Source organism: Sporomusaceae bacterium ACPt (assembly GCA_041428575.1).
In the GTDB taxonomy this organism is placed as follows: domain Bacteria; phylum Bacillota; class Negativicutes; order Sporomusales; family Sporomusaceae; genus Sporomusa_D; species Sporomusa_D carbonis.
The window spans coordinates 3454889-3472715 of the sequence record CP155570.1; the positions used below are offsets into that span (position 1 = coordinate 3454889).

General features: G+C 45.8%; 16 protein-coding genes. 2 read left to right on the top strand and 14 right to left on the bottom strand.

Features of this window, described 5'->3' with window-relative positions; all coding sequences use genetic code 11:
- Nucleotides 1–84 precede the first annotated feature (84 nt).
- From SCACP_RS17835 to SCACP_RS17850, 4 genes are all read right to left on the bottom strand, one after another.
- Nucleotides 85–663 carry a flavodoxin family protein gene (locus tag SCACP_RS17835; protein ID WP_425058844.1) on the bottom strand — a complete coding sequence of 193 codons (579 nt, stop codon included), beginning with the start codon at nucleotides 661–663 and terminating at the stop codon, nucleotides 85–87.
- 148 nt (nucleotides 664–811) lie between these two features.
- Nucleotides 812–1447, bottom strand: a complete 636-nt coding sequence (gene thiE / locus SCACP_RS17840) for a thiamine phosphate synthase (RefSeq protein WP_425058845.1) — start codon at nucleotides 1445–1447, stop codon at nucleotides 812–814.
- Entirely contained in the window at nucleotides 1440–2252 is an 813-nt protein-coding gene (thiM, locus tag SCACP_RS17845; protein WP_425058846.1) for a hydroxyethylthiazole kinase, read from the bottom strand. Before thiM ends, thiE begins: the two co-directional genes overlap by 8 nt.
- 212 nt (nucleotides 2253–2464) lie before the next feature.
- The gene (locus tag SCACP_RS17850; RefSeq protein ID WP_425058847.1) at nucleotides 2465–2863 is read right to left on the bottom strand and encodes a hypothetical protein; all 399 of its coding nucleotides are present in this window, start codon (nucleotides 2861–2863) and stop codon (nucleotides 2465–2467) included.
- Here SCACP_RS17850 and SCACP_RS17855 point away from each other — a divergent pair.
- Complete coding sequence (locus SCACP_RS17855; protein ID WP_425058848.1) at nucleotides 2863–3066, top strand: hypothetical protein; 204 nt, start codon at nucleotides 2863–2865, stop codon at nucleotides 3064–3066. The genes SCACP_RS17850 and SCACP_RS17855 overlap by 1 nt on opposite strands.
- Nucleotides 3067–3073: 7 nt before the next feature.
- Here SCACP_RS17855 and ilvD read toward each other — a convergent pair whose 3' ends face one another.
- The 9 genes from ilvD to SCACP_RS17900 all read right to left on the bottom strand — a co-directional run bounded on the left by ilvD (nucleotide 3074) and on the right by SCACP_RS17900 (nucleotide 16242).
- On the bottom strand, nucleotides 3074–4798 hold the full coding sequence (ilvD, locus tag SCACP_RS17860; RefSeq protein ID WP_425058849.1) for a dihydroxy-acid dehydratase: 1725 nt from the start codon (nucleotides 4796–4798) through the stop codon (nucleotides 3074–3076).
- A 61-nt stretch (nucleotides 4799–4859) separates the two neighbouring features.
- Nucleotides 4860–6107, bottom strand: coding sequence for a four-carbon acid sugar kinase family protein (locus tag SCACP_RS17865; RefSeq protein ID WP_425058850.1), 1248 nt, complete (start codon nucleotides 6105–6107; stop codon nucleotides 4860–4862).
- Between the two features lie 284 nt (nucleotides 6108–6391).
- Nucleotides 6392–8332, bottom strand: coding sequence for a sigma 54-interacting transcriptional regulator (locus SCACP_RS17870; protein WP_425058851.1), 1941 nt, complete (start codon nucleotides 8330–8332; stop codon nucleotides 6392–6394).
- A 347-nt stretch (nucleotides 8333–8679) separates the two neighbouring features.
- Entirely contained in the window at nucleotides 8680–9945 is a 1266-nt protein-coding gene (gene larA / locus SCACP_RS17875) for a nickel-dependent lactate racemase (protein WP_425058852.1), read from the bottom strand.
- A gap of 133 nt (nucleotides 9946–10078) precedes the next feature.
- Entirely contained in the window at nucleotides 10079–11047 is a 969-nt protein-coding gene (locus tag SCACP_RS17880; protein ID WP_425058853.1) for a 2-keto-3-deoxygluconate permease, read from the bottom strand.
- 546 nt (nucleotides 11048–11593) lie between these two features.
- On the bottom strand, nucleotides 11594–13465 hold the full coding sequence (locus SCACP_RS17885; RefSeq protein WP_425058854.1) for a sigma 54-interacting transcriptional regulator: 1872 nt from the start codon (nucleotides 13463–13465) through the stop codon (nucleotides 11594–11596).
- 70 nt (nucleotides 13466–13535) lie between these two features.
- Nucleotides 13536–14555: a 4-hydroxythreonine-4-phosphate dehydrogenase PdxA gene (gene pdxA, locus SCACP_RS17890; RefSeq protein ID WP_425058856.1), complete on the bottom strand. Its 1020-nt coding sequence runs from the start codon at nucleotides 14553–14555 to the stop codon at nucleotides 13536–13538.
- Between the two features lie 3 nt (nucleotides 14556–14558).
- Complete coding sequence (locus SCACP_RS17895; RefSeq protein WP_425058857.1) at nucleotides 14559–15821, bottom strand: four-carbon acid sugar kinase family protein; 1263 nt, start codon at nucleotides 15819–15821, stop codon at nucleotides 14559–14561.
- 253 nt (nucleotides 15822–16074) lie between these two features.
- Entirely contained in the window at nucleotides 16075–16242 is a 168-nt protein-coding gene (locus SCACP_RS17900; protein ID WP_425058858.1) for a hypothetical protein, read from the bottom strand.
- Between the two features lie 375 nt (nucleotides 16243–16617).
- Here SCACP_RS17900 and SCACP_RS17905 point away from each other — a divergent pair, with 375 nt between their 5' ends.
- Entirely contained in the window at nucleotides 16618–16914 is a 297-nt protein-coding gene (locus tag SCACP_RS17905; protein WP_425058859.1) for a hypothetical protein, read from the top strand.
- Nucleotides 16915–16957: 43 nt separating this feature from the next.
- Here SCACP_RS17905 and SCACP_RS17910 read toward each other — a convergent pair whose 3' ends face one another.
- Nucleotides 16958–17827 carry an SWIM zinc finger family protein gene (locus tag SCACP_RS17910; RefSeq protein WP_425058860.1) on the bottom strand — a complete coding sequence of 290 codons (870 nt, stop codon included), beginning with the start codon at nucleotides 17825–17827 and terminating at the stop codon, nucleotides 16958–16960.

The following is a 17827-nucleotide window of genomic DNA, read 5'->3' on the forward strand; positions in this document are numbered from 1 at the left end:
TTCAGACTGAAATAAGAACGCTTATGTATTTTACAATGGCAATATACAATAAACATTACACCGGAAACCAATTCCTATAAAATATCAGCCTTTGACCTGCTTTAGCAACTTTGCCATATTTTTGCCAAGGGTCTTAAATGTTTGGATACCTTCCTCGTCCTTTTGGACATCGCCGGGTTCAAGCGCTAACGTCATATTCCAGTAACTGGAGCCGGGGATGATCATCTCGGCAATTCCGAAAAAGAAGTTAATGGCCGCGTAAGTAAAATTTGATCCGGCTCTGCGTACAGAAACTACAGCCGCACCTACTTTGCCCCGCAGCAGGTCACCGCCGTTGGCTTTGGACACAAAACCGCACCGGTCAATGAGTGCTTTTACTTCTGTAGACACATTGCTGAAATAAGTGGGAGAACCAATAATAATTCCGTCGGCCTCCTGCATTTTCTGGATAAATGCATTCATTTCGTCGTCCTGGCGTACACAGCGATTGTCTTTAATTTCCCAGCACTTGCCGCAAGCCAGACACCCAAAGACTTTACGCCCTCCCAATTGGATCATTTCTGTCTCAATGCCTTCCCTCTCTAATTCCGCAAGTACAATTTGAATGCTTTGTGCCGTATTGCCATTGACTCTCGGACTTCCGTTAAAAGCAACCACTTTCACATAAATCACTCCTATTTAATATTAGTCCTTTTACCAGTAAATGGCTTCCCGGATATAATATTAAATAATTGTGTATCATTCCGCAAGTACGCACTTATTTGTGGTATAGTATCTATTCATATACCATAAATTTCGCCTTTGACTGGCTTCACCATCTGGCGGCCATTATCTCACGGAGGTTTGCTGCCGCCTTTTGGCAATTTTCCTTGGCCAAAATGGCCGATATTACCGAAACGCCGTCAACTCCGGTTTCTAAAACCCTATGCAGATTAGATTCGTTAATCCCGCCAATGCCTACGACCGGAATATTTACCGTTTCTTTGATCTGCTTTAATTCCATTAGATCTACATACTTGGCATCACTTTTGGAAGGCGTGCTAAAAATTGCCCCCACCCCCAGGTAGTCTGCACCCTGTTCCTGCGCCAGCAAAGCTTCTTCCCTGCAAAAAACCGACACACCGATAAGCTTATCCTGCCCTAACAGCTTACGGGCGACTTCGAGCGGCATATCGTCTTGGCCGATATGCAATCCGTCGGCATTAACCGCCATGGCAATATCTAACCGGTCATTGATTATAAGCGGGACTTTATGCTTGTCGGCAACTGCTTTCACTTTCTTGGCTGTCTCATAAAACTCTAATGTTGAAACAGACTTTTCCCGGAGCTGGATTAAAGTTACCCCGCCTAAGATAGCCTCCTCGATACACGCGCACAAGTCTCTATGATTTAGGCACTGTCTGTCAGTCACCAGATATAGCTTATAATCGACCTTGGTTTTATCCACCGATAACCCTTCCTTTAGAAAGTATTTTCTCAGTTGACAAATTATATATGGAATCAAATAATCTGACTTTAAACATACCTATCCCGTCCGTGGGAGCCAGCCCTGCTTGCGCAAGCTCACCGGCAATCCCCATGGATAAAATGCCGGCAATTGTTCCTATATACCAGTCTTTACCGGCGCCACAGTATACACCGATAAGAGATGTAGTCATGCAACCGGTACCTGTAACTTTGGAAAGAATTTCATGACCGTTATCAATAAAGCAGGTTTTTTGTCCATCGGTAACAATATCCCGCTTACCGGTAATGGCAATAACACAGTTGAGTTGTTTCGCCAAATTTTCGGCGATAGCCTGCCCGTCTTGTTCATCAGCCACAGAGTCGACGCCTTTGATGGCTACATTCATACCTGCCAAAAACTTCATTTCCGACATATTTCCTCTAATAACGGCCGGCCCAACCTCTTCAATAATTCTCCGGGCAGCCTCGGTCCGCAGTTTGGTGGCACCAACACCTACAGGATCAAGGATAACGGGAATACCTAATTCTTTAGCCTTTTTGCCTGCCGCTATCATCGATTCAACGGTACGCGCATTCAGCGTTCCTATATTGAGAACCAGCGCTGAAGCAAATGATACCATCTCCTCCACTTCTTCCCTGTCATCAGCCATTACCGGTGAGCCGCCGATTGCCAGTGCAATATTCGCACAGTCATTTACTGTTACATAATTGGTAATATGATGCACCAACGGCCTTTTTTCCTTTACGGCTTGCAGGTTTTCCGCTATCATTCCTAAAATATCCATTGCCTCACACCTCCATGTTATGTCGAAAAACCCTGTCATTAGTATACAGATGATTATAATTCCCATTGTTGGAACAGTCAATATTCTTATTATAACACAAAAACCTCCGCCCCTTGACTTAAACAAGGGACGGAGGTTAATTCCGCGTTACCACCCAAATTACTATGCTCAAAAGGGCATAGTCGCTCACAGGCACGGAGCATCAGGCTTTTTTAAGACTTTGCTGCAATACCTGTTTGATCAGCGCCGGCATTCGAATCCTTTTTCTTGATTGCTAATACCGACAAAGTTGCCAACAACGCAAAAGTCGCCAAAAAGTACATACTAAATGTGGTGAAACCTGTTGCATCTTTTAGATAACCGACGACATAAGGCCCAAAGAACCCGCCTAGATTACCTACCGAGTTGATGATTGCAATCCCTACTGCAGCCGATGCCTCAGTCAGGAACAATGTCGGCAAACTCCAGAAAGTGCCAACAAAGCAGTAGATAGCCGCCGTACTGACACAAAGAAGCAACATAGATATCCACAAGTCGGTTGTCATCGTCATCCCAACCAGCCCGAAAAAGGCGAGCGAAATGGACAGCGCCACATGATAACGGCGTTCCAATGTTTTATCTGAATGCCGGGCCACCAGGTCACAAGAATCCGGGCAATCCAGATGCGCGCGTCCACTTTGTGCATGATGATATTACTGGGAACTTCAAACAAGAAATAGGCGATAAAAAAGATGCCGGCGATGACCCAAATTACATAGGGCTCTACCCAATTGCCATTATTTTTCTAACTCGTACACTCATGGCCGATTGCTGAATGGAGCCTAAATATCTAAACCTGCGCCCTCTGTACACTTACGGGCCAATTTCTTATACATCCGCAGCAAGGGGGTTGCCTCTTTTACCGGGAATTGCTTGGTCTTCTTACGTTCTGCCAGTGCTGCGGCAACCTCGTCCGGAGTAGCCGGCACACCCTTTAGTCCGACAATATCTAACCTACGGGCAGCAACATCCATTTTTATGATGTCGTCATCCTCAAGATAGGCAATAGGGCCGCCTTCGATAGCTTCAGGAGCGATATGGCCTACCGCCGGTCCCCGGGTCGCTCCGGAGAAACGGCCATCGGTAAACAGGGCCACGCTACTGGATAGTTCCGGCATATTCCACAGAGCTTCAGTTGTTCTCAGCATCTCAGGCATCCCGGACCCTTTAGGTCCTTCAAAACGAATAAAAATTGCTGTTTGCGGACCGATTTTTCCAGCAAGCAATTCGGCTACCGCTTCTTCTTCCGAATCAAACACTCGTGCTTTACCGGTAAAATTATGGATTGCCTCGTCAACTCCGGATAACTTGATTACAGCTCCCTCCGGTGCAAGATTGCCTTTAAGAATCTTTATATTCCCCTGCGGTTTAACCGGGTTTTGTCTGGTTTTGACAATGTCTCCGGCAGACAATTTATAGTTAATTAAATAACTGTTTACCTCGGCAAACCAACCGGCTTGCTCAAGCTGTTCGAGGTTTTCACCCACTGTTTGGCCGGTAATTGTCATAGCATCCAAATAAAGCAGATCCTTGAGTTCCCGCATAATTGCAGGTACGCCGCCAGCATACCAGAATAAATCGGTTGGCCATTGCCCCCCGGTTTTCAGGCTAACCAACACCGGAATCTCACGATTGATAGCATCAAATTCTTGCTGGTCGATCGAAATACCTACTTCACGAGCGATGGCAGGCAAATGCAACAGGGCATTGGTTGACCCGCCAAGCGCAGCGTGAACCATCATGGCGTTGATGAAGTTCTTTTTATTAATGAAATTGCGGGCAATTAATTTGTTTTTCACATTTTGAATCACTTGCCGCCCGGCTCTCCGGGCATATCTGGGCAGGTGAGTGGTATACGCCGGCGCCAGCGCATTTCCCGGTAATGCCAAGCCCAGCGCTTCCGACATACACTGCATAGTGCTGGCCGTACCGATAAACTGGCAGGCGCCGGCACTGGGACAACAATTCATTGAGTAATACATCAACTCATCGCGGCTTAGCTCGCCTTTGGTATACTTATCGCCTGCCCCGTACAGAATTTCTGATGACATGTAATTGGGGCCGCTCAGCATCGATCCGCCACAAACGTGTAGAGTAGGCATTTCCAGACGAAGCATCGCCATTAGCTGCGCCGGAACAGACTTGTCACAAGATGACATAAAAATACCGCCATCAAAAGGCGCCGCCAACGCGTGAATTTCAAACATGAACGACATAATTTCCCTGCTTGCCAGCGAATAATTCATGCCGTCGTGGGCCATGGCAATACCGTCACATATATCAGTAACGGCATAAACAGCCGGCTTGCCTTGTGACTCATAAACACCGTTTTTTGCTTCATCAGCCAGTGTGCCCAAATGACTGCTGCCAGGATGGCTGTCGCCATGAACGGTATCAATTAATATCTGCATTTTCCCGAAATCGGGTTCATCCCAAAGCATCCCAGCCCGCAAGCCGTCTCCCTGATAATTAACTGTTCGTAAATATTGACTGCGACAACAACTCATTTTTTGACCTCCTTATGATTTATCAGATCTGTATACCTAAATCTGCATGTAAAAAACATTGCTAAAGCGAATCCAATACTTTTCTAAGTGAATTGCCTTTACCAAAACCACCGGCTTTGGTAACTAAATACAATCCGTCACAACTGCCGCCACTTGCTTTGCCAAGCGGTATACCCGGTAGCAATTCCCTTTCAAGATTAATTACTGTTATTCCCAAAACATGGCAAATACTAGTTGCTGTCCCGCCGCCGGATATGACCAGATTGCGCAAATCATGCCGCTCAACAGCTTCTTTGGCGATCTGACCCAGTAGTGCGGTTACAATATGCCCAAATTTATGAACCCTTTCTGACAGACCTAGAGCATCGGCATCATTGCGGTTTTCAAGCAGCGTATCAATCACAACTACAGGAATCTTACCTGCAGCAAGCGCTGCCCCTATGTCACACAGAACCCGCGTCAATTCCTCCGCTGCCCCACCCTCATAGATGATGCCACATTTGATATCAATCAACTCGGTATTGGGGCAATCTAATACAGCTCTTATTTGTTCAGCTGTGACCTGGTTTAAAGTCCCGGCAACAATCATCGTTCCTTGTCGTAAGCTCATATGGTCCTGTCCTGCTGCCTTCCAGGCAATGGGCAAATTACCCGCTAAACCCGCAGATCCCACTGCCAGACACCGGATGTCCAGCTTATTGATAGCAACTGCAATGTTACGCAAGTCCTCATCGGTAACCGCATCAATTGTAATTAAATTGACTCCGGCCTTGTGCAACTCAGTCATCTTCTGAGCCAAAGTATCTTCTCCTTGCCGAACATCAGTTAATCCTAAAACAGCTACCGGAACATTAGCATCTGTTTTAATAACAGAAGGTATATAATATACGGGAACCGGTACACTGCTGTCTCCCCAGTTTTGAATAAGCTGCAGATAGCCGTTTTCTACAATCCGGCCATGGGCCGGGTATGATGGAACTATGACCGCCAGCGTAAGTGACAGCGATTCCATCATTGCTCTTATTTCCTCGGCAATATTTCCCCGTAATGTTGAGTCAATTTTTTTATAAAAGCGTTCAAATCCAAGCTTGAGCAACTTATTCCCAACTTGGTAAACGCGGTCATAAGCAACCTCAGGTGAAACCTTCCGTGAGTTGGTGTTAATTGAGACAACATCTACCCCATTACAGTGGTTTACTAAGTCTAAGTGGTTGAGTATTACTTGTGTACTAAAACCAAACTTGCTGAATTGAACCCCGGCATCGTTTGCTCCGATTAAGTTATCGGCCACAATTGCTAAACGGTTCATATTTTCCACTCCATTCACACTTCGATAAATTTGATACGCATTTTTCATGCCAACATCTATCATACCTGCCTGATACCTGTAAGTCCCAGTAATAACAAGCTCGCTATCTAAATAATCACAACTTTGATATTATTTGCATCAATGCGATTAATTTCAAAATGAAATGCCGGATATTTATCTTGTTATAAATATCCGGCATATTATCTGGATAATTCAAACTTTAAAGATAATCTTTCAATTTGAAATGTTTATATTCAAATTGAAATGTCGGTAAAATACTTCCTTTAATTTGGCTTACCACAGCCATATAAAATGAAATTGTTTTTATTATTTTGACATACTTTCATTTTGCGCCAAATCGTGGTTGTACTTATTCCAAGTATTTTTGCCGTTTCATCCTGGTTACCTGTCTCTTTTAAAACTTGCCGAATGATTGCCCGCTCCATTTCCTCCATAGTCCCTCTTGGCACTACTAGTGCTTCGTTGTCCCGCCGGTCATAGCCACAATAAAGTACCTTCTTTATATCGTCACTTGTCACGACCCCGCCATTTTTCAGAATAAGCATCCGCTCGATAACGCTTTCCAATTCCCGGACATTGCCGGGCCACGGGTAACAAGCAAGGACATTCATTGCGCCTGCACTAAACTTTAGCGGTTGTTTAAATAATCTTGCGCTAAGTTTTTTGCCAATACACTCAACCAAATAGGGAATATCTTCTTTTCTGGCAGATAGCGGCAACAGGTGCAACTGTAAAATATTTAATCGATGATACAGGTCGCGCCGGAATAATCCTTTTTCAATTAATTCCGGCAAATTTCGATGTGTCGCCGCTATTATCCCTACATCAATAGGAATAATTTTGTCCCCGCCGATACGCATGATCTCCCGCTCCTGGATAACTCTTAATAATCTGGCCTGCATGCCTAGTGATATTTCCCCAATCTCATCGAGAAAAATAGTACCTTGGTCAGCCTGCTCGAAAAGACCCTTTTTCCCATTCTTACGCGCCCCGGTAAAAGCTCCATATTCATAACCAAAAAGTTCACTTTCCAGCAAACTCTCGGGTAAAGCAGCGCAGTTAACAGCTACAAACGGACCATTACAACGCCGGCTGTAATTGTGAATACTCTGAGCAATAATTTCTTTACCAGTCCCTGTTTCACCGATAATAAGAATTGTCGAGTCGACACCGGCATAACTTTTGGCTATTTCCAATGTCTCTTTCATGGTCTCGTTTACCGTGACAAAATCATCAAAACAATATGTGGCTTTGTGCCCGCTTTCATTAGTGCACTTACCGGCTTTGTCCTTTATAGGAAAATTGGATTCATTTATCGTCAGTACCGCACCAACAGTTTGTCCACCTATTATCATTGGAACGATCCGGCAAGCAAGCATCTGTTCCCGTCCATCTACAAACGGCATAATTCTAGTCTGAGCATATCGTAGTGCATCATCCAGATTTATATCCGGAAAAAGGGTAGCCGCCGGTTTTCCAACTATCTGATGCTTGCTTGCTTTTAACTGTTTTTCCGCAATATGATTTACATAAGTTATTCGCCGTTGGTTATCAACGGCAACAATTCCTTCTCCCGTAAAATCCATGATCGTCTTAATTTGTTCCAATTTAGCCCATTCCCTGCGCCCCGCGGCAACCAGTTCCTGAGCTTGACGCACCGATCTTAGCAAGGCTTCCCGCCCCACTGTTACAGAAAAGCAAGGTATATCTGATATGAACTCTATTAGGGCGCCGTCGGGGCTTATAATATCCGGAACTTCCCGGACAATGGCCAATATCCCGGACATATCCGTACCCTGGATATCGGCTAAAACTCGCGTCGGTATTCCCAGGATATCGCCAACAATCGTTGTTTCATCTATAATTGAATGACCAATTATCCCCACCGCCATACCTGTCGCTATATGTTTTCCGTTTTGCGTCAGCCATTCTTTTGTCTGTTGCATCCCCCGCAAAATATCCAGACTGCTTGGCCCGAGGGAAACAATCGGAATATTAACCGTCGTCTTAATGGTCTTGACAAAGTCTGAATAACAGATAAGAGCATCTGCACCCTTTTCACTAAGTTGCCGAGCAATCAATATGACATCCTCTTTTGAAGCCATTGCTACATGGATTTTTTCTCCCCATTCACTGAACAAATCCAATGCCCGTGAGGTAAAATCCCGGTTTGGGGCAATAAGCGCAATCTTATCTGCTTGCATGGTAACACATACCTCCATGTTATATTCATAGTGATTGCCGAAAAATGACGTACCTCATTTTAATTCTGTACCACGAAAAAAGCTCCTGCAAAGTTTCCCATCCTTGCAGGAGTTTTCTCTATTAAGAAATCTCTATTTATTATTGTTTAAACGTCTTGATTACATTAACCAAGGCTCGTCCTGCCCCTATATGAAACAAAATCCAGGATTACTTGTTTATTGCAACATGTAACTTTTGGCAACATTATGCTCCTACTTGCGCTCTCCCAACTGAGCTATATAGCCGTACGCTTCCGGAAAGCGCACGGCTATACATAATACCCATTTCAAATTACAGTTATTAACAATTACTCCTTGACATAAGGAATGGTCAACGGCCCTAATGGCATAACTGCAATTCTGGCTTCTTTCCCATACTTGGCAAGCAGGCTATCAATCGTCTCCTCAACGCTGGTAATCGGCTTAAACATAGCCTTGCGGACAGTCTCCGGATCTAATGTTGAATAAAGATAACAGTCTGCCTTGAGTTGAACCATGGCCTGCGCCTGCACTTGCCATTGGTCAAAAACAGAGAAGCTTTCGTCATTTATCATTTCCAGCAATTCCTGTGGTGTATTACGCATTTGTAAAATTTTGGCGTAGTTGCCGTGGTCAGGGACGCCGTCCGAGCATTCCGAAACACTAATGATACTGCCGCCCTTTTTTACAATCTGGGACGCTGCACTCATACCTTTTACTGTTTGATACAAATTCTGGTCTAACGGATAGCCGGAATTGGTTGTAATGACAATATCAAAGGGAGCATCTACGGCATACATAGCATGCTCTTTCACAAACTCGCAGCCAATACGGTGGGCTTTTATAACATCACCGGCAAAAACTTGGGTAATTTCTTTATTGTCGTTAAGCGTAACATTAAGCATGAAATCAGGTTTGGCTAACAAGCAATTCTGGGTTGCCGCATCTTGTAAAATATTGCCCTCAATTACACCCCAGGTACTGTTGGGGTGACCAATCATCTTAGCATTATGGAAATCGAGGATTGTCCGTATACCGGCTATTCCCGGATTTATTCCCTTCGGTCCGCCTGAAAAGCCGGCAAAGAAGTGAGGTTCGATAAAACCGATGACAATCTTGCAGTCGGACTCAACGTAGGTTTTGTTGAGATAGACCTCCGAGCCATAGGTGTTGGTCCCAACCTTGACCAGTTCATCATCATTGAAGGCATCGTGATTGATTACCTTTACAGTATCGACTATTTCCTGCCCCAACATCTGGACCAGCTCTTCTCTGGTGTTGGCGCGATGGCTACCAGTACCATTGATAATGACAAACTTATCTTTAGGAATATCGGCGAGTTCGTACAGAATCCAGGGCACTAATTTATAATTAGGGGTCGGCCGGGTTAGGTCCGAAATGACAATAGCAATTCTTTCCTTACCCTTTACAATCTCTTTAAGCGGCAAAGCGCCAATAGGCTCACGCAGTGCGGCTAAAACCGCAGTCTTCTCATCTTCCAGTTGTGGCAAATTGCGAGGTTCAATTACAACTGCCTCATCCGGAACACTAATCATAACCCCATTTTTGCCATAGGCAAGCTTTACTTGTTTCATTACTATCTCCTCCTCACAATCCGCACTTGTGTCATACCATAACTGCTTCAAGCATTTCCATTTACAGCATACTTATTCTATAAATACTCGTGAAAAAGCCTTCCGTTAAAGGGAAGGCTCATATTGATAAATTTTAGTTCACTACTTCTTTGCGCTGGTCAGCGTTAACCCATTTAGCCCATAAGGCAGTAGCTAACGGTACCAATACAGCAGTAACAATTACACATGTAGCAACAAGCATAGTTGCCGAGGGCGCAATTCCCGCGTAGGTTTTGTCAATCGAAGCAATAGCCGCAGGAACGGCAGCGGCATTACCGGCAGTAGAAGCCGCAGCAATCCCGGCGACTCCGTTGCCCCCCGTCAATTTATCGGCAATAATTAAAACAGTTCCTGTTACAACTACAACTGCTATTCCGAGCAGTACGCCAAGTAGCCCGGATTTCCAGACAGTAGTCAGATTAAGAGTATTACCAAGTCCGAAAGCGAAAAAGGGGATAAGAATGGGAATGGCAGGTTTTACAAAATCTCTTAATTCATGATCAAGGTTGCCTAAAACCATGCCGACAAGGAGTGGTAAAATAGCACCGACAAAAGCCTCCCAGGGAAAAGCGGCCAGCCCGGCAATACCGAGGGTTAACATGGTAAAGAAGGGCCCCGACTCCATACTCATCAGGGTGTAAGCTCCGCCGTCTTCCTTTTTGCCGTATTGTCCGATTAGCGCCATGTATAGGCCCCCGTTGGTATCATTCATGGACGCTACAATGGCCAAAACCGAAAGGCCGGCAAACACCCCTGACTCAACCATGCCTGTTGGCATGAACTGCGCAGCCAGAAGGCCCAATAAAGTACCGGCTAGTATCTTAGAACCCAGCAGGGCTCCGCCCTTCTTCAGAATATATGGTGTAGCCTTAAAATCAATAGTTGCTCCCATACAGAAAAAGAATACAGATAAGATCGGCAAGGCGCCAGTCATAAGCGCTCCGGTAAAGGAACCAAAAGTTTTAGCAGCCGTTGGAAACAGAGTATTAGTTACCGCACCAAGCAGCAACGGGATCATCATTAATCCCCCGGGAATTCTCTCAAGTCCTGCTTTAATTTTCATTGACTTCTTCCTTCCTAAAATTAAATATTAGTGCAATTTATCGCCGCGACCCCGGCAGCTTGCCAAGTTATGCACATGAAGTATAAAAACTACATAAAAAGACCTAAATGTCTATGGCAAAATCATTGTAGTCGAGGATTTCAGCTTGGGCAAACTTGCCTAATGATACTTCCAATATTTCACTAAAAATCCGCTTGCCGACTTCTTGGACAGATTCCCCCTTAGCAATAGTTATACCCTGATGCTCAACCCAGGTTGCTCCATCTACGCCTGTGCTATACTCTATTTGCCAAACAAAGATGGTCGTATCAGCTCATGGTTACCGACCCCGTCAACGGTGTAATCCTAATCGTGTAATCCTTTAACCTTTATAGCTTCCCCCTTATTATGAAAAATAGTCGCAAACACAAGGCAGGTTTGGCTGTCAATAAAATAATAAGCAAGTATCATGCCAATGACTAAATCTTGAGATTATTAATACTTGAGACATAGAAAAGCAACCACCTGCCGAAAAAATCCGCATATGGTTGCTAAAAAATTCTACAACTATAAGTATTTTTCTAATGTCGCTCTGTCGATATTCAACCTCCGAGCGGCCCTACTCTTATTATGGCCCTCCTCTTCTAAAACCGTCATAATAATTTTCTGCTTTATCTCTTGTAGCGAGCCTTGCAGAAAATAATCTGCACTCATATTGCCGTTAGTGGCTGCAGCGTTACCTAAATCCTCGATAATTAGCCTAAGATGGTCAGGGTCTGCCTTTTCTCCTCCCGGCCAAGATAAAACTATTCTTTCAGCAATATTGCGCAATTCCCGGATATTCCCAGGCCAGTCATATTGAAGCAGGGCGGCCATTACGTCCTCAGGTAATTCGGCGATCTTTATCCCGTACTTTTCGCTATATTTGTTCAGAAAATGATGCAAGAGGTACTTGAGATCGGTTGTGCGTGCTCTAAGCGGTGGCACAATTAAATTTAAAATATTGAGGCGGTAGAACAGATCAAGCCTAAAATTCCCCTTAGACACTGCCTCTTTTAAATTAACATTGGTGGCAGCAATTATCCTTATGTCAACAGGAATAATAGTGTCAGACCCTAGCCGCATCACCTGCTTTTCCTCTAATACCCGCAACAAACGCGATTGTACACTCTTATCAATATCGCCAATTTCGTCAAGAAAAATCGTGCCGTTATGAGCTACTTCAAACAATCCGGGATTTCCACCCTTTTTAGCACCGGTAAATGCCCCCTGGACATAGCCAAAAAGTTCGCTTTCCAACAGGTTTGTCGGTAACGCCGAGCAATTTAGCGCCACAAAAGGTCCATTTGCCCGGTTACTTGCCTGGTGGATGCTTTGCGCCAATAATTCCTTGCCTGTCCCGCTTTCGCCCTGAATTAGAATTGTGGCATCTGTCCGGGCATAACTCTTGGCGATCGCTATCAATCGCTTCATTTGACTGTCGGTAGTATAAATGTCATCAAAACTGTATCTGGCATAATGCCCTTTACTATATAGGTTCTGGCGGATTTTTTGCTCGGCATGCTGGATCTTGGTAACTTCCTGAAAAGTTGCCACAACCCCTTTTATCCCGCCCTCAACCTGTATAGGAACCCGATTGGTCAAAATATAACCGTCGGGGACTTTTTGCAGGTCTTCCAGTTGAGCAACCCCTGTCTTAAGTGTGGTATCAATTTGCGTATTGGGTATTACATCATTAATGCGCTTACCTACGACACTTGCTTTTGATAGATTAAAGATTTGCTCGGCAACCGGGTTCATTAAAGTAACAATACCTTGTTCATCTGTGGCAATAACACCATCATGAACAAAGTTCAAAATCGCGTGTAAACGTTCAGCCTCTCTTTTTTCTACTTCGCGAACGGCAACAATTTGTTTGGCTTCATCAACGGCCTGAAGTAAAGCCTCTTGCCCAGTTGTTATTAAATGTACATTCAGATGCTCCAACTGTAGTTTGCTCTGGGCCACTACATCGCCAACTACTTCGGTGATCCCACGCTCCTTAAGTAATTGGCTGACTTGGGCGCTTATTACCGGCCAGTTGTACGGTTGCTCTGCTTCTACCTTCAGCAGGTATTCATAGATCGGAATATGTAAGATATTGCTTACGGCGCGGCAACCGAATACAACATTATCATAACCGACGATAGCAACAGTAGTATCCGAGTCGCGATAGCAATATAAAGCCCGTAATACGTCATATCCGGTTACTTTTATCTCTACTACCGGGATACTTACATGCTGCTTGATTATTGCCGCTGTCCCACCTCTGCTGATTATAGCTTGATAGCCATCCTTTTCTGCAGCTACCGCTACATCAATTGCCTCTTCCAGCAAACCTTCCCTAATGTCAAAGTCCAGCGCGAACTGCTCTTTTGTCTCCTGCGCCAAAATTACCATGTCGGCGTAGGGAGCAATTAATAATATCTTTGCCAGAATTTTGCGTCACCACCTTGTTACAGACGGTAGGCTAGTTCTGAGAGCGCGCACCTTTAGCCAAACGGGCGGCAAACTCAATAGCGGCAGTCATGCTTCGGCTATCGGCAATACCCTTTCCCGCAATGTCAAAGGCTGTGCCATGATCGACAGAAGTACGAAGAAACGGCAGGCCGACAGTAACATTAATGCCATCCTCAAATCCCAGGAGCTTTACCGGAATATGGCCTTGGTCATGATACATGACCACAACGATATCAAACTCTTTACGGCTAGCGGCGCGATAGAATACAGTATCGGGCGGAATTGGCCCGCTGGCGTTGATTCCCTCTTGTTTGGCAGCCTCGACAGCAGGCTTAATCTGTTCAATTTCTTCCCGTCCAAATAAACCGTTTTCGCCGGCATGAGCATTGAAGCCGGCAACGGCAATGCGCGGCTCAGACAGTCCGAGTAACCGTAACGTACGATTAGCCAAACGAATAATCCGCAATACCCGTTCTTTGGTAATCAGCGCAGACGCTTCCAGCATGGATACATGTGTTGTTACATGGATGACTTTGAGGGACTGACTGGACAACATCATGGCATAGTCAGTTGTATTACTGAGATCAGCCAGAATTTCGGTATGGCCGGGGTAGTTATGACCGCCCTTGTGCAAGGCTTCTTTATTGATAGGAGCTGTAACAACTGCGTCAACTTGCCCGGCCAGCGCATTTTTAACAGCAGCCTCAATATACTGGTAGGCAGCATGGCCGGCGCGGGCGTCAACCTGCCCAAACGGCAAGTCGGCGGGAATATTGGCAAAGTCCAGTACGTCGATAATCCCGGGAGTAAATACTCCTTGATCTATATCTGTGACCTTATTAATTTTAAGTGTACTATTAAGCAGCCTGCCAGCAAGTTCCAGGCGGCCGGCATCCCCAAACACGATAGGTCGACACATGCCGTACATGGTAGTATTGGCAAAAGCTTTAATGATAATTTCCGGACCGCAGCCTGCGGCATCTCCCATAGTAATAGCAAGGATGGGACGTTGTTCATTTTGATTATGCATGACTTAGCTCCTTTGTTGCAATTTTCGGGTTGCTTTCACTAACGCATCAGGGTCACCAAATGCACCTGCTTTGGTCACAACAGACAATGTAATACCATCAGCTGTGGTCATTTCTCCAAGAGGAATTCCCGGTGCGATTTCTTCTACAACACGAATACCTGTCACTCCCAAAGCCCGGCAGACCGCAACGGCGGTATCACCACCGGTCAGAACAATTCCGGCGACAGGCTGTTTATTTACGATAGCTGCTCCCAGCCAACCGAGAATTTCAGCAATTGTATTGCTTACCTCAATATTGGAAAGACCAAGTTTAGCTCCTGCGGCTATTGCCCTGCTAACGGCTTCCGGCTGGCAACCGGAAGTAAGCACTACGTTTTTACCCCGGGCCAGGCAATTAAGAGCCTTTTCCAGCGATGGCAACGAATCGGCCGGTTGCCATGGTAAAAGATCGGCCACCTCGACATCAATCCAAACATGTCCTTCTGCCACAAGTGCTTTAATCTGCTCCCTTGTCGCGGCACTCACACTCCCGGCAATAACTAGTGTTGGCTTTTGTGAATTATTTTGCTCATTCCAGCCAAACAGTTCCGGTAAAAACTCAGCCAGACCAGCCGATCCAACCCATAGTACCTGGTTAGAAATACTGGCAGCGGCAGCCGCCGCTAACCGAAATTGTTCATCCTGCCAGGCATCACAGCTAATAATCTTGGCACCGCCTTGGAGATATTGCCGAATGGCGCGGGTAACGGCTTCCTGACCTTGACCAAGCAGTTCAAAGCCTATATGTCCCACCTGTAATGAAGACTGCTGCTGCAACAGTTTGGGTAGCAAAGTTTCGTTAACCGGACATTTTGGGTCTTTGGCAATCTCGGTTGCTGATAACGGGACTCCATGGAGCAGGTGATATCCACCAATCGTTGTCCGCCCATTTTTCGGGAAAGCAGGCATTACGAAAGCAAAGTCATGGAGACCGAGATCCAGTATAGCTTTTAGCTCAACCCCCACATTGCCCCGTAGAGTGGAATCCAGCTTTTTGTAGACATAGTAAAAGCCTGATTCTTGAGCTTGTTTGGCTACACGCTGCACTTTGGCGTACGCTTGATCGGCCGGAAGCGCACGGCTATTGGTATCAATAACTACAACAGCAGCTTGGCTCGCATCAGCAAAGCCGGTTTCTTCCAGAATGACTTCTGTTTTTAAGCCCTGGCGGGTAAATTGCACTCCGGTATCGTTAGCCCCTGTCAGGTCATCAGCAATAACAATCATTTTCTTATTTCTCAGTTTACATCAGAGCTCCTTTATTTATGAGTTCAGCTACTATTAAGGTTACTGTAACGGTTGCAAAGCCTATTTTTCCTTATCAAGTATTCTGACCCAAACTTTATTTTTCCTGCTTTGTTACATTTCTTAACACCAACTGATGCAAGGCCCTGTATGAACAGTAAGTCGGCCTGTAGATTATGTCTACAGGCCATTTTATTGAGCAGCTATTTTCAGGCTTCAAGATTCCCCTAAACATTTATAAAAATCGTATAAGCTGAAGCAGTTCATTGGGCTTTTGTAAAAACTCAAATCCGTATCCTTCATAAAAAGCTTTAAGTTTTGCTGTGTCTGCGCATTCTACCAAAACGAAACGACCGCCTACAGCCGAAAACGCTTTATCAATCACGTCAAAGGCATAGTCCAATATGGCTTGTCCTTCAATTCGGCTGGCGTACACATCATTCTTCGCAAGCTGACCGATTAAATAGCCGGGCGTTTGTTCAATATCAGAATAAAGGCCATCTAATTTTTTAGCCCTCGATCTATATTGTGAAGCCTAACTCATGGGTAACTCATGGGGACGGTTCTGTTGACCCACATTTCGCAGTCTCGTGAGAAAATACATATGCCATACACGAACTCCTCTTTATCCTATTAGCCGAAGTTTTGAAGGGACGGACACGGATAGCCTGTTCGAACCAGGCTGCCAGCCCTGAGGACTTGTCCGACGACGCTATCGCCCGAACTCTTGATAAGATTTAGCGAGGCGGGACCGGAATCTTTGTATACTCGCTTAAGCTTGTCTTGTTTAGCCGCCTTTGACATTCCAGGGCATCGGTTGCACGCCGATACTACATCCCTAAGCGGCGCGTTTGAAGCATGCGAAGCTGATGACTATGACGGCCTGGAGATTTGCCGGGGTTACAGTAAGGATATGCGCCCGGATTTAAAACAAGTGATGGCCGGCAAGATCGTCAGTGAACAGGGTATTCCCCTGGGCAGCCTTCCCCTTGACGGGAACATGGCGGACAGCTCATTCAATCAACTGACGGCTCAGCTCCTGGCGGACACTTTCGGAGAACGCATGCGTCAATAGGAGCAATGTACCTGTCCTCATGTCTCCTAGCTGTCAGGCCGCCTTACTCCGTCTTTTTGCCTTCCAACACGGCCAGCGCAGTCCCGCTTGCTCTGATATAGACCGGCTCCAAAGCCTTAATCAGACTTTCTTTCCCCCGCCAAAAGGGTATATTGCCCAGCTGCCGCAAAGGAGCCGCCCTGAGTTTGGGAATACTCGCGCTTTCCAAAAAGTCAGCCGGAATTGTCCGGCCTTCCCAGAATGCGTTGCTGTCCGCAGACAAGACGCCATTCTCTGTTTCTTCACAATGCTCTGCCTGGTCCAAGTCCGGGTTACCCATAGCCGAGTCATTCGCCGCGCCCAACTGCCTTATCAGTTCTTCCCGGTCCATACCCCGCAATTTGAAAATCAAAAAGGGGTCCCGGTCAAACTCATCCCCTAAAACATAATACACTGCGGCAATATGTTTGCATGGATTCGACCAATCAGGACAAGAACATGCGGTTTCCAAGTCATTCTCCCTGTTAGGGAAAAGGGAGACGCCGGCCTGAGCAAAAACTTGTTCAATATCGGCAGGCATTTCTCCGGCCAGCAGCCTGGCAGCATAAATAGCCTGGCCTGACAATACAGCCAGCGCCTTCTGCCATTCGGCATCTGAAAGCGTTTTGACATTAATTTTGATTTTGTAGGGTTTTACCCGTGAACCCTGCACCGTGGCGAGAACCGAGCCTTTAGCTATTTCAACTGACAATACCTGCCCCTGTCGCGCATAGCTCCGCCCCCGTGTCAAACGCGCGCCAAGGCTGAAACTTTCCAATACGCTTATCCAGCGCTTGGTCCACCAGTTTTTCGCTGCCTTGCCTTCTGCTTTGATCCCGCCTTTAGCCTCGCGCGGCTTGGACGGCGTATAGCTATAATAGTCCCAGCGTCCCAT

Coding starts and splice junctions, on each gene's coding strand:
- thiM (WP_425058846.1), bottom strand. CDS start 2,252: ATGGATATTTTAGGAATGATAGCGGAAAACCTGCAAGCCGTAAAGGAA.
- SCACP_RS17855 (WP_425058848.1), top strand. CDS start 2,863: ATGTTTTATCTGAATGCCGGGCCACCAGGTCACAAGAATCCGGGCAAT.
- ilvD (WP_425058849.1), bottom strand. CDS start 4,798: ATGAGTTGTTGTCGCAGTCAATATTTACGAACAGTTAATTATCAGGGA.
- SCACP_RS17865 (WP_425058850.1), bottom strand. CDS start 6,107: ATGAACCGTTTAGCAATTGTGGCCGATAACTTAATCGGAGCAAACGAT.
- SCACP_RS17870 (WP_425058851.1), bottom strand. CDS start 8,332: ATGCAAGCAGATAAGATTGCGCTTATTGCCCCAAACCGGGATTTTACC.
- larA (WP_425058852.1), bottom strand. CDS start 9,945: ATGAAACAAGTAAAGCTTGCCTATGGCAAAAATGGGGTTATGATTAGT.
- SCACP_RS17880 (WP_425058853.1), bottom strand. CDS start 11,047: ATGAAAATTAAAGCAGGACTTGAGAGAATTCCCGGGGGATTAATGATG.
- SCACP_RS17885 (WP_425058854.1), bottom strand. CDS start 13,465: ATGGTAATTTTGGCGCAGGAGACAAAAGAGCAGTTCGCGCTGGACTTT.
- pdxA (WP_425058856.1), bottom strand. CDS start 14,555: ATGCATAATCAAAATGAACAACGTCCCATCCTTGCTATTACTATGGGA.
- SCACP_RS17895 (WP_425058857.1), bottom strand. CDS start 15,821: ATGATTGTTATTGCTGATGACCTGACAGGGGCTAACGATACCGGAGTG.
- SCACP_RS17910 (WP_425058860.1), bottom strand. CDS start 17,827: ATGGGACGCTGGGACTATTATAGCTATACGCCGTCCAAGCCGCGCGAG.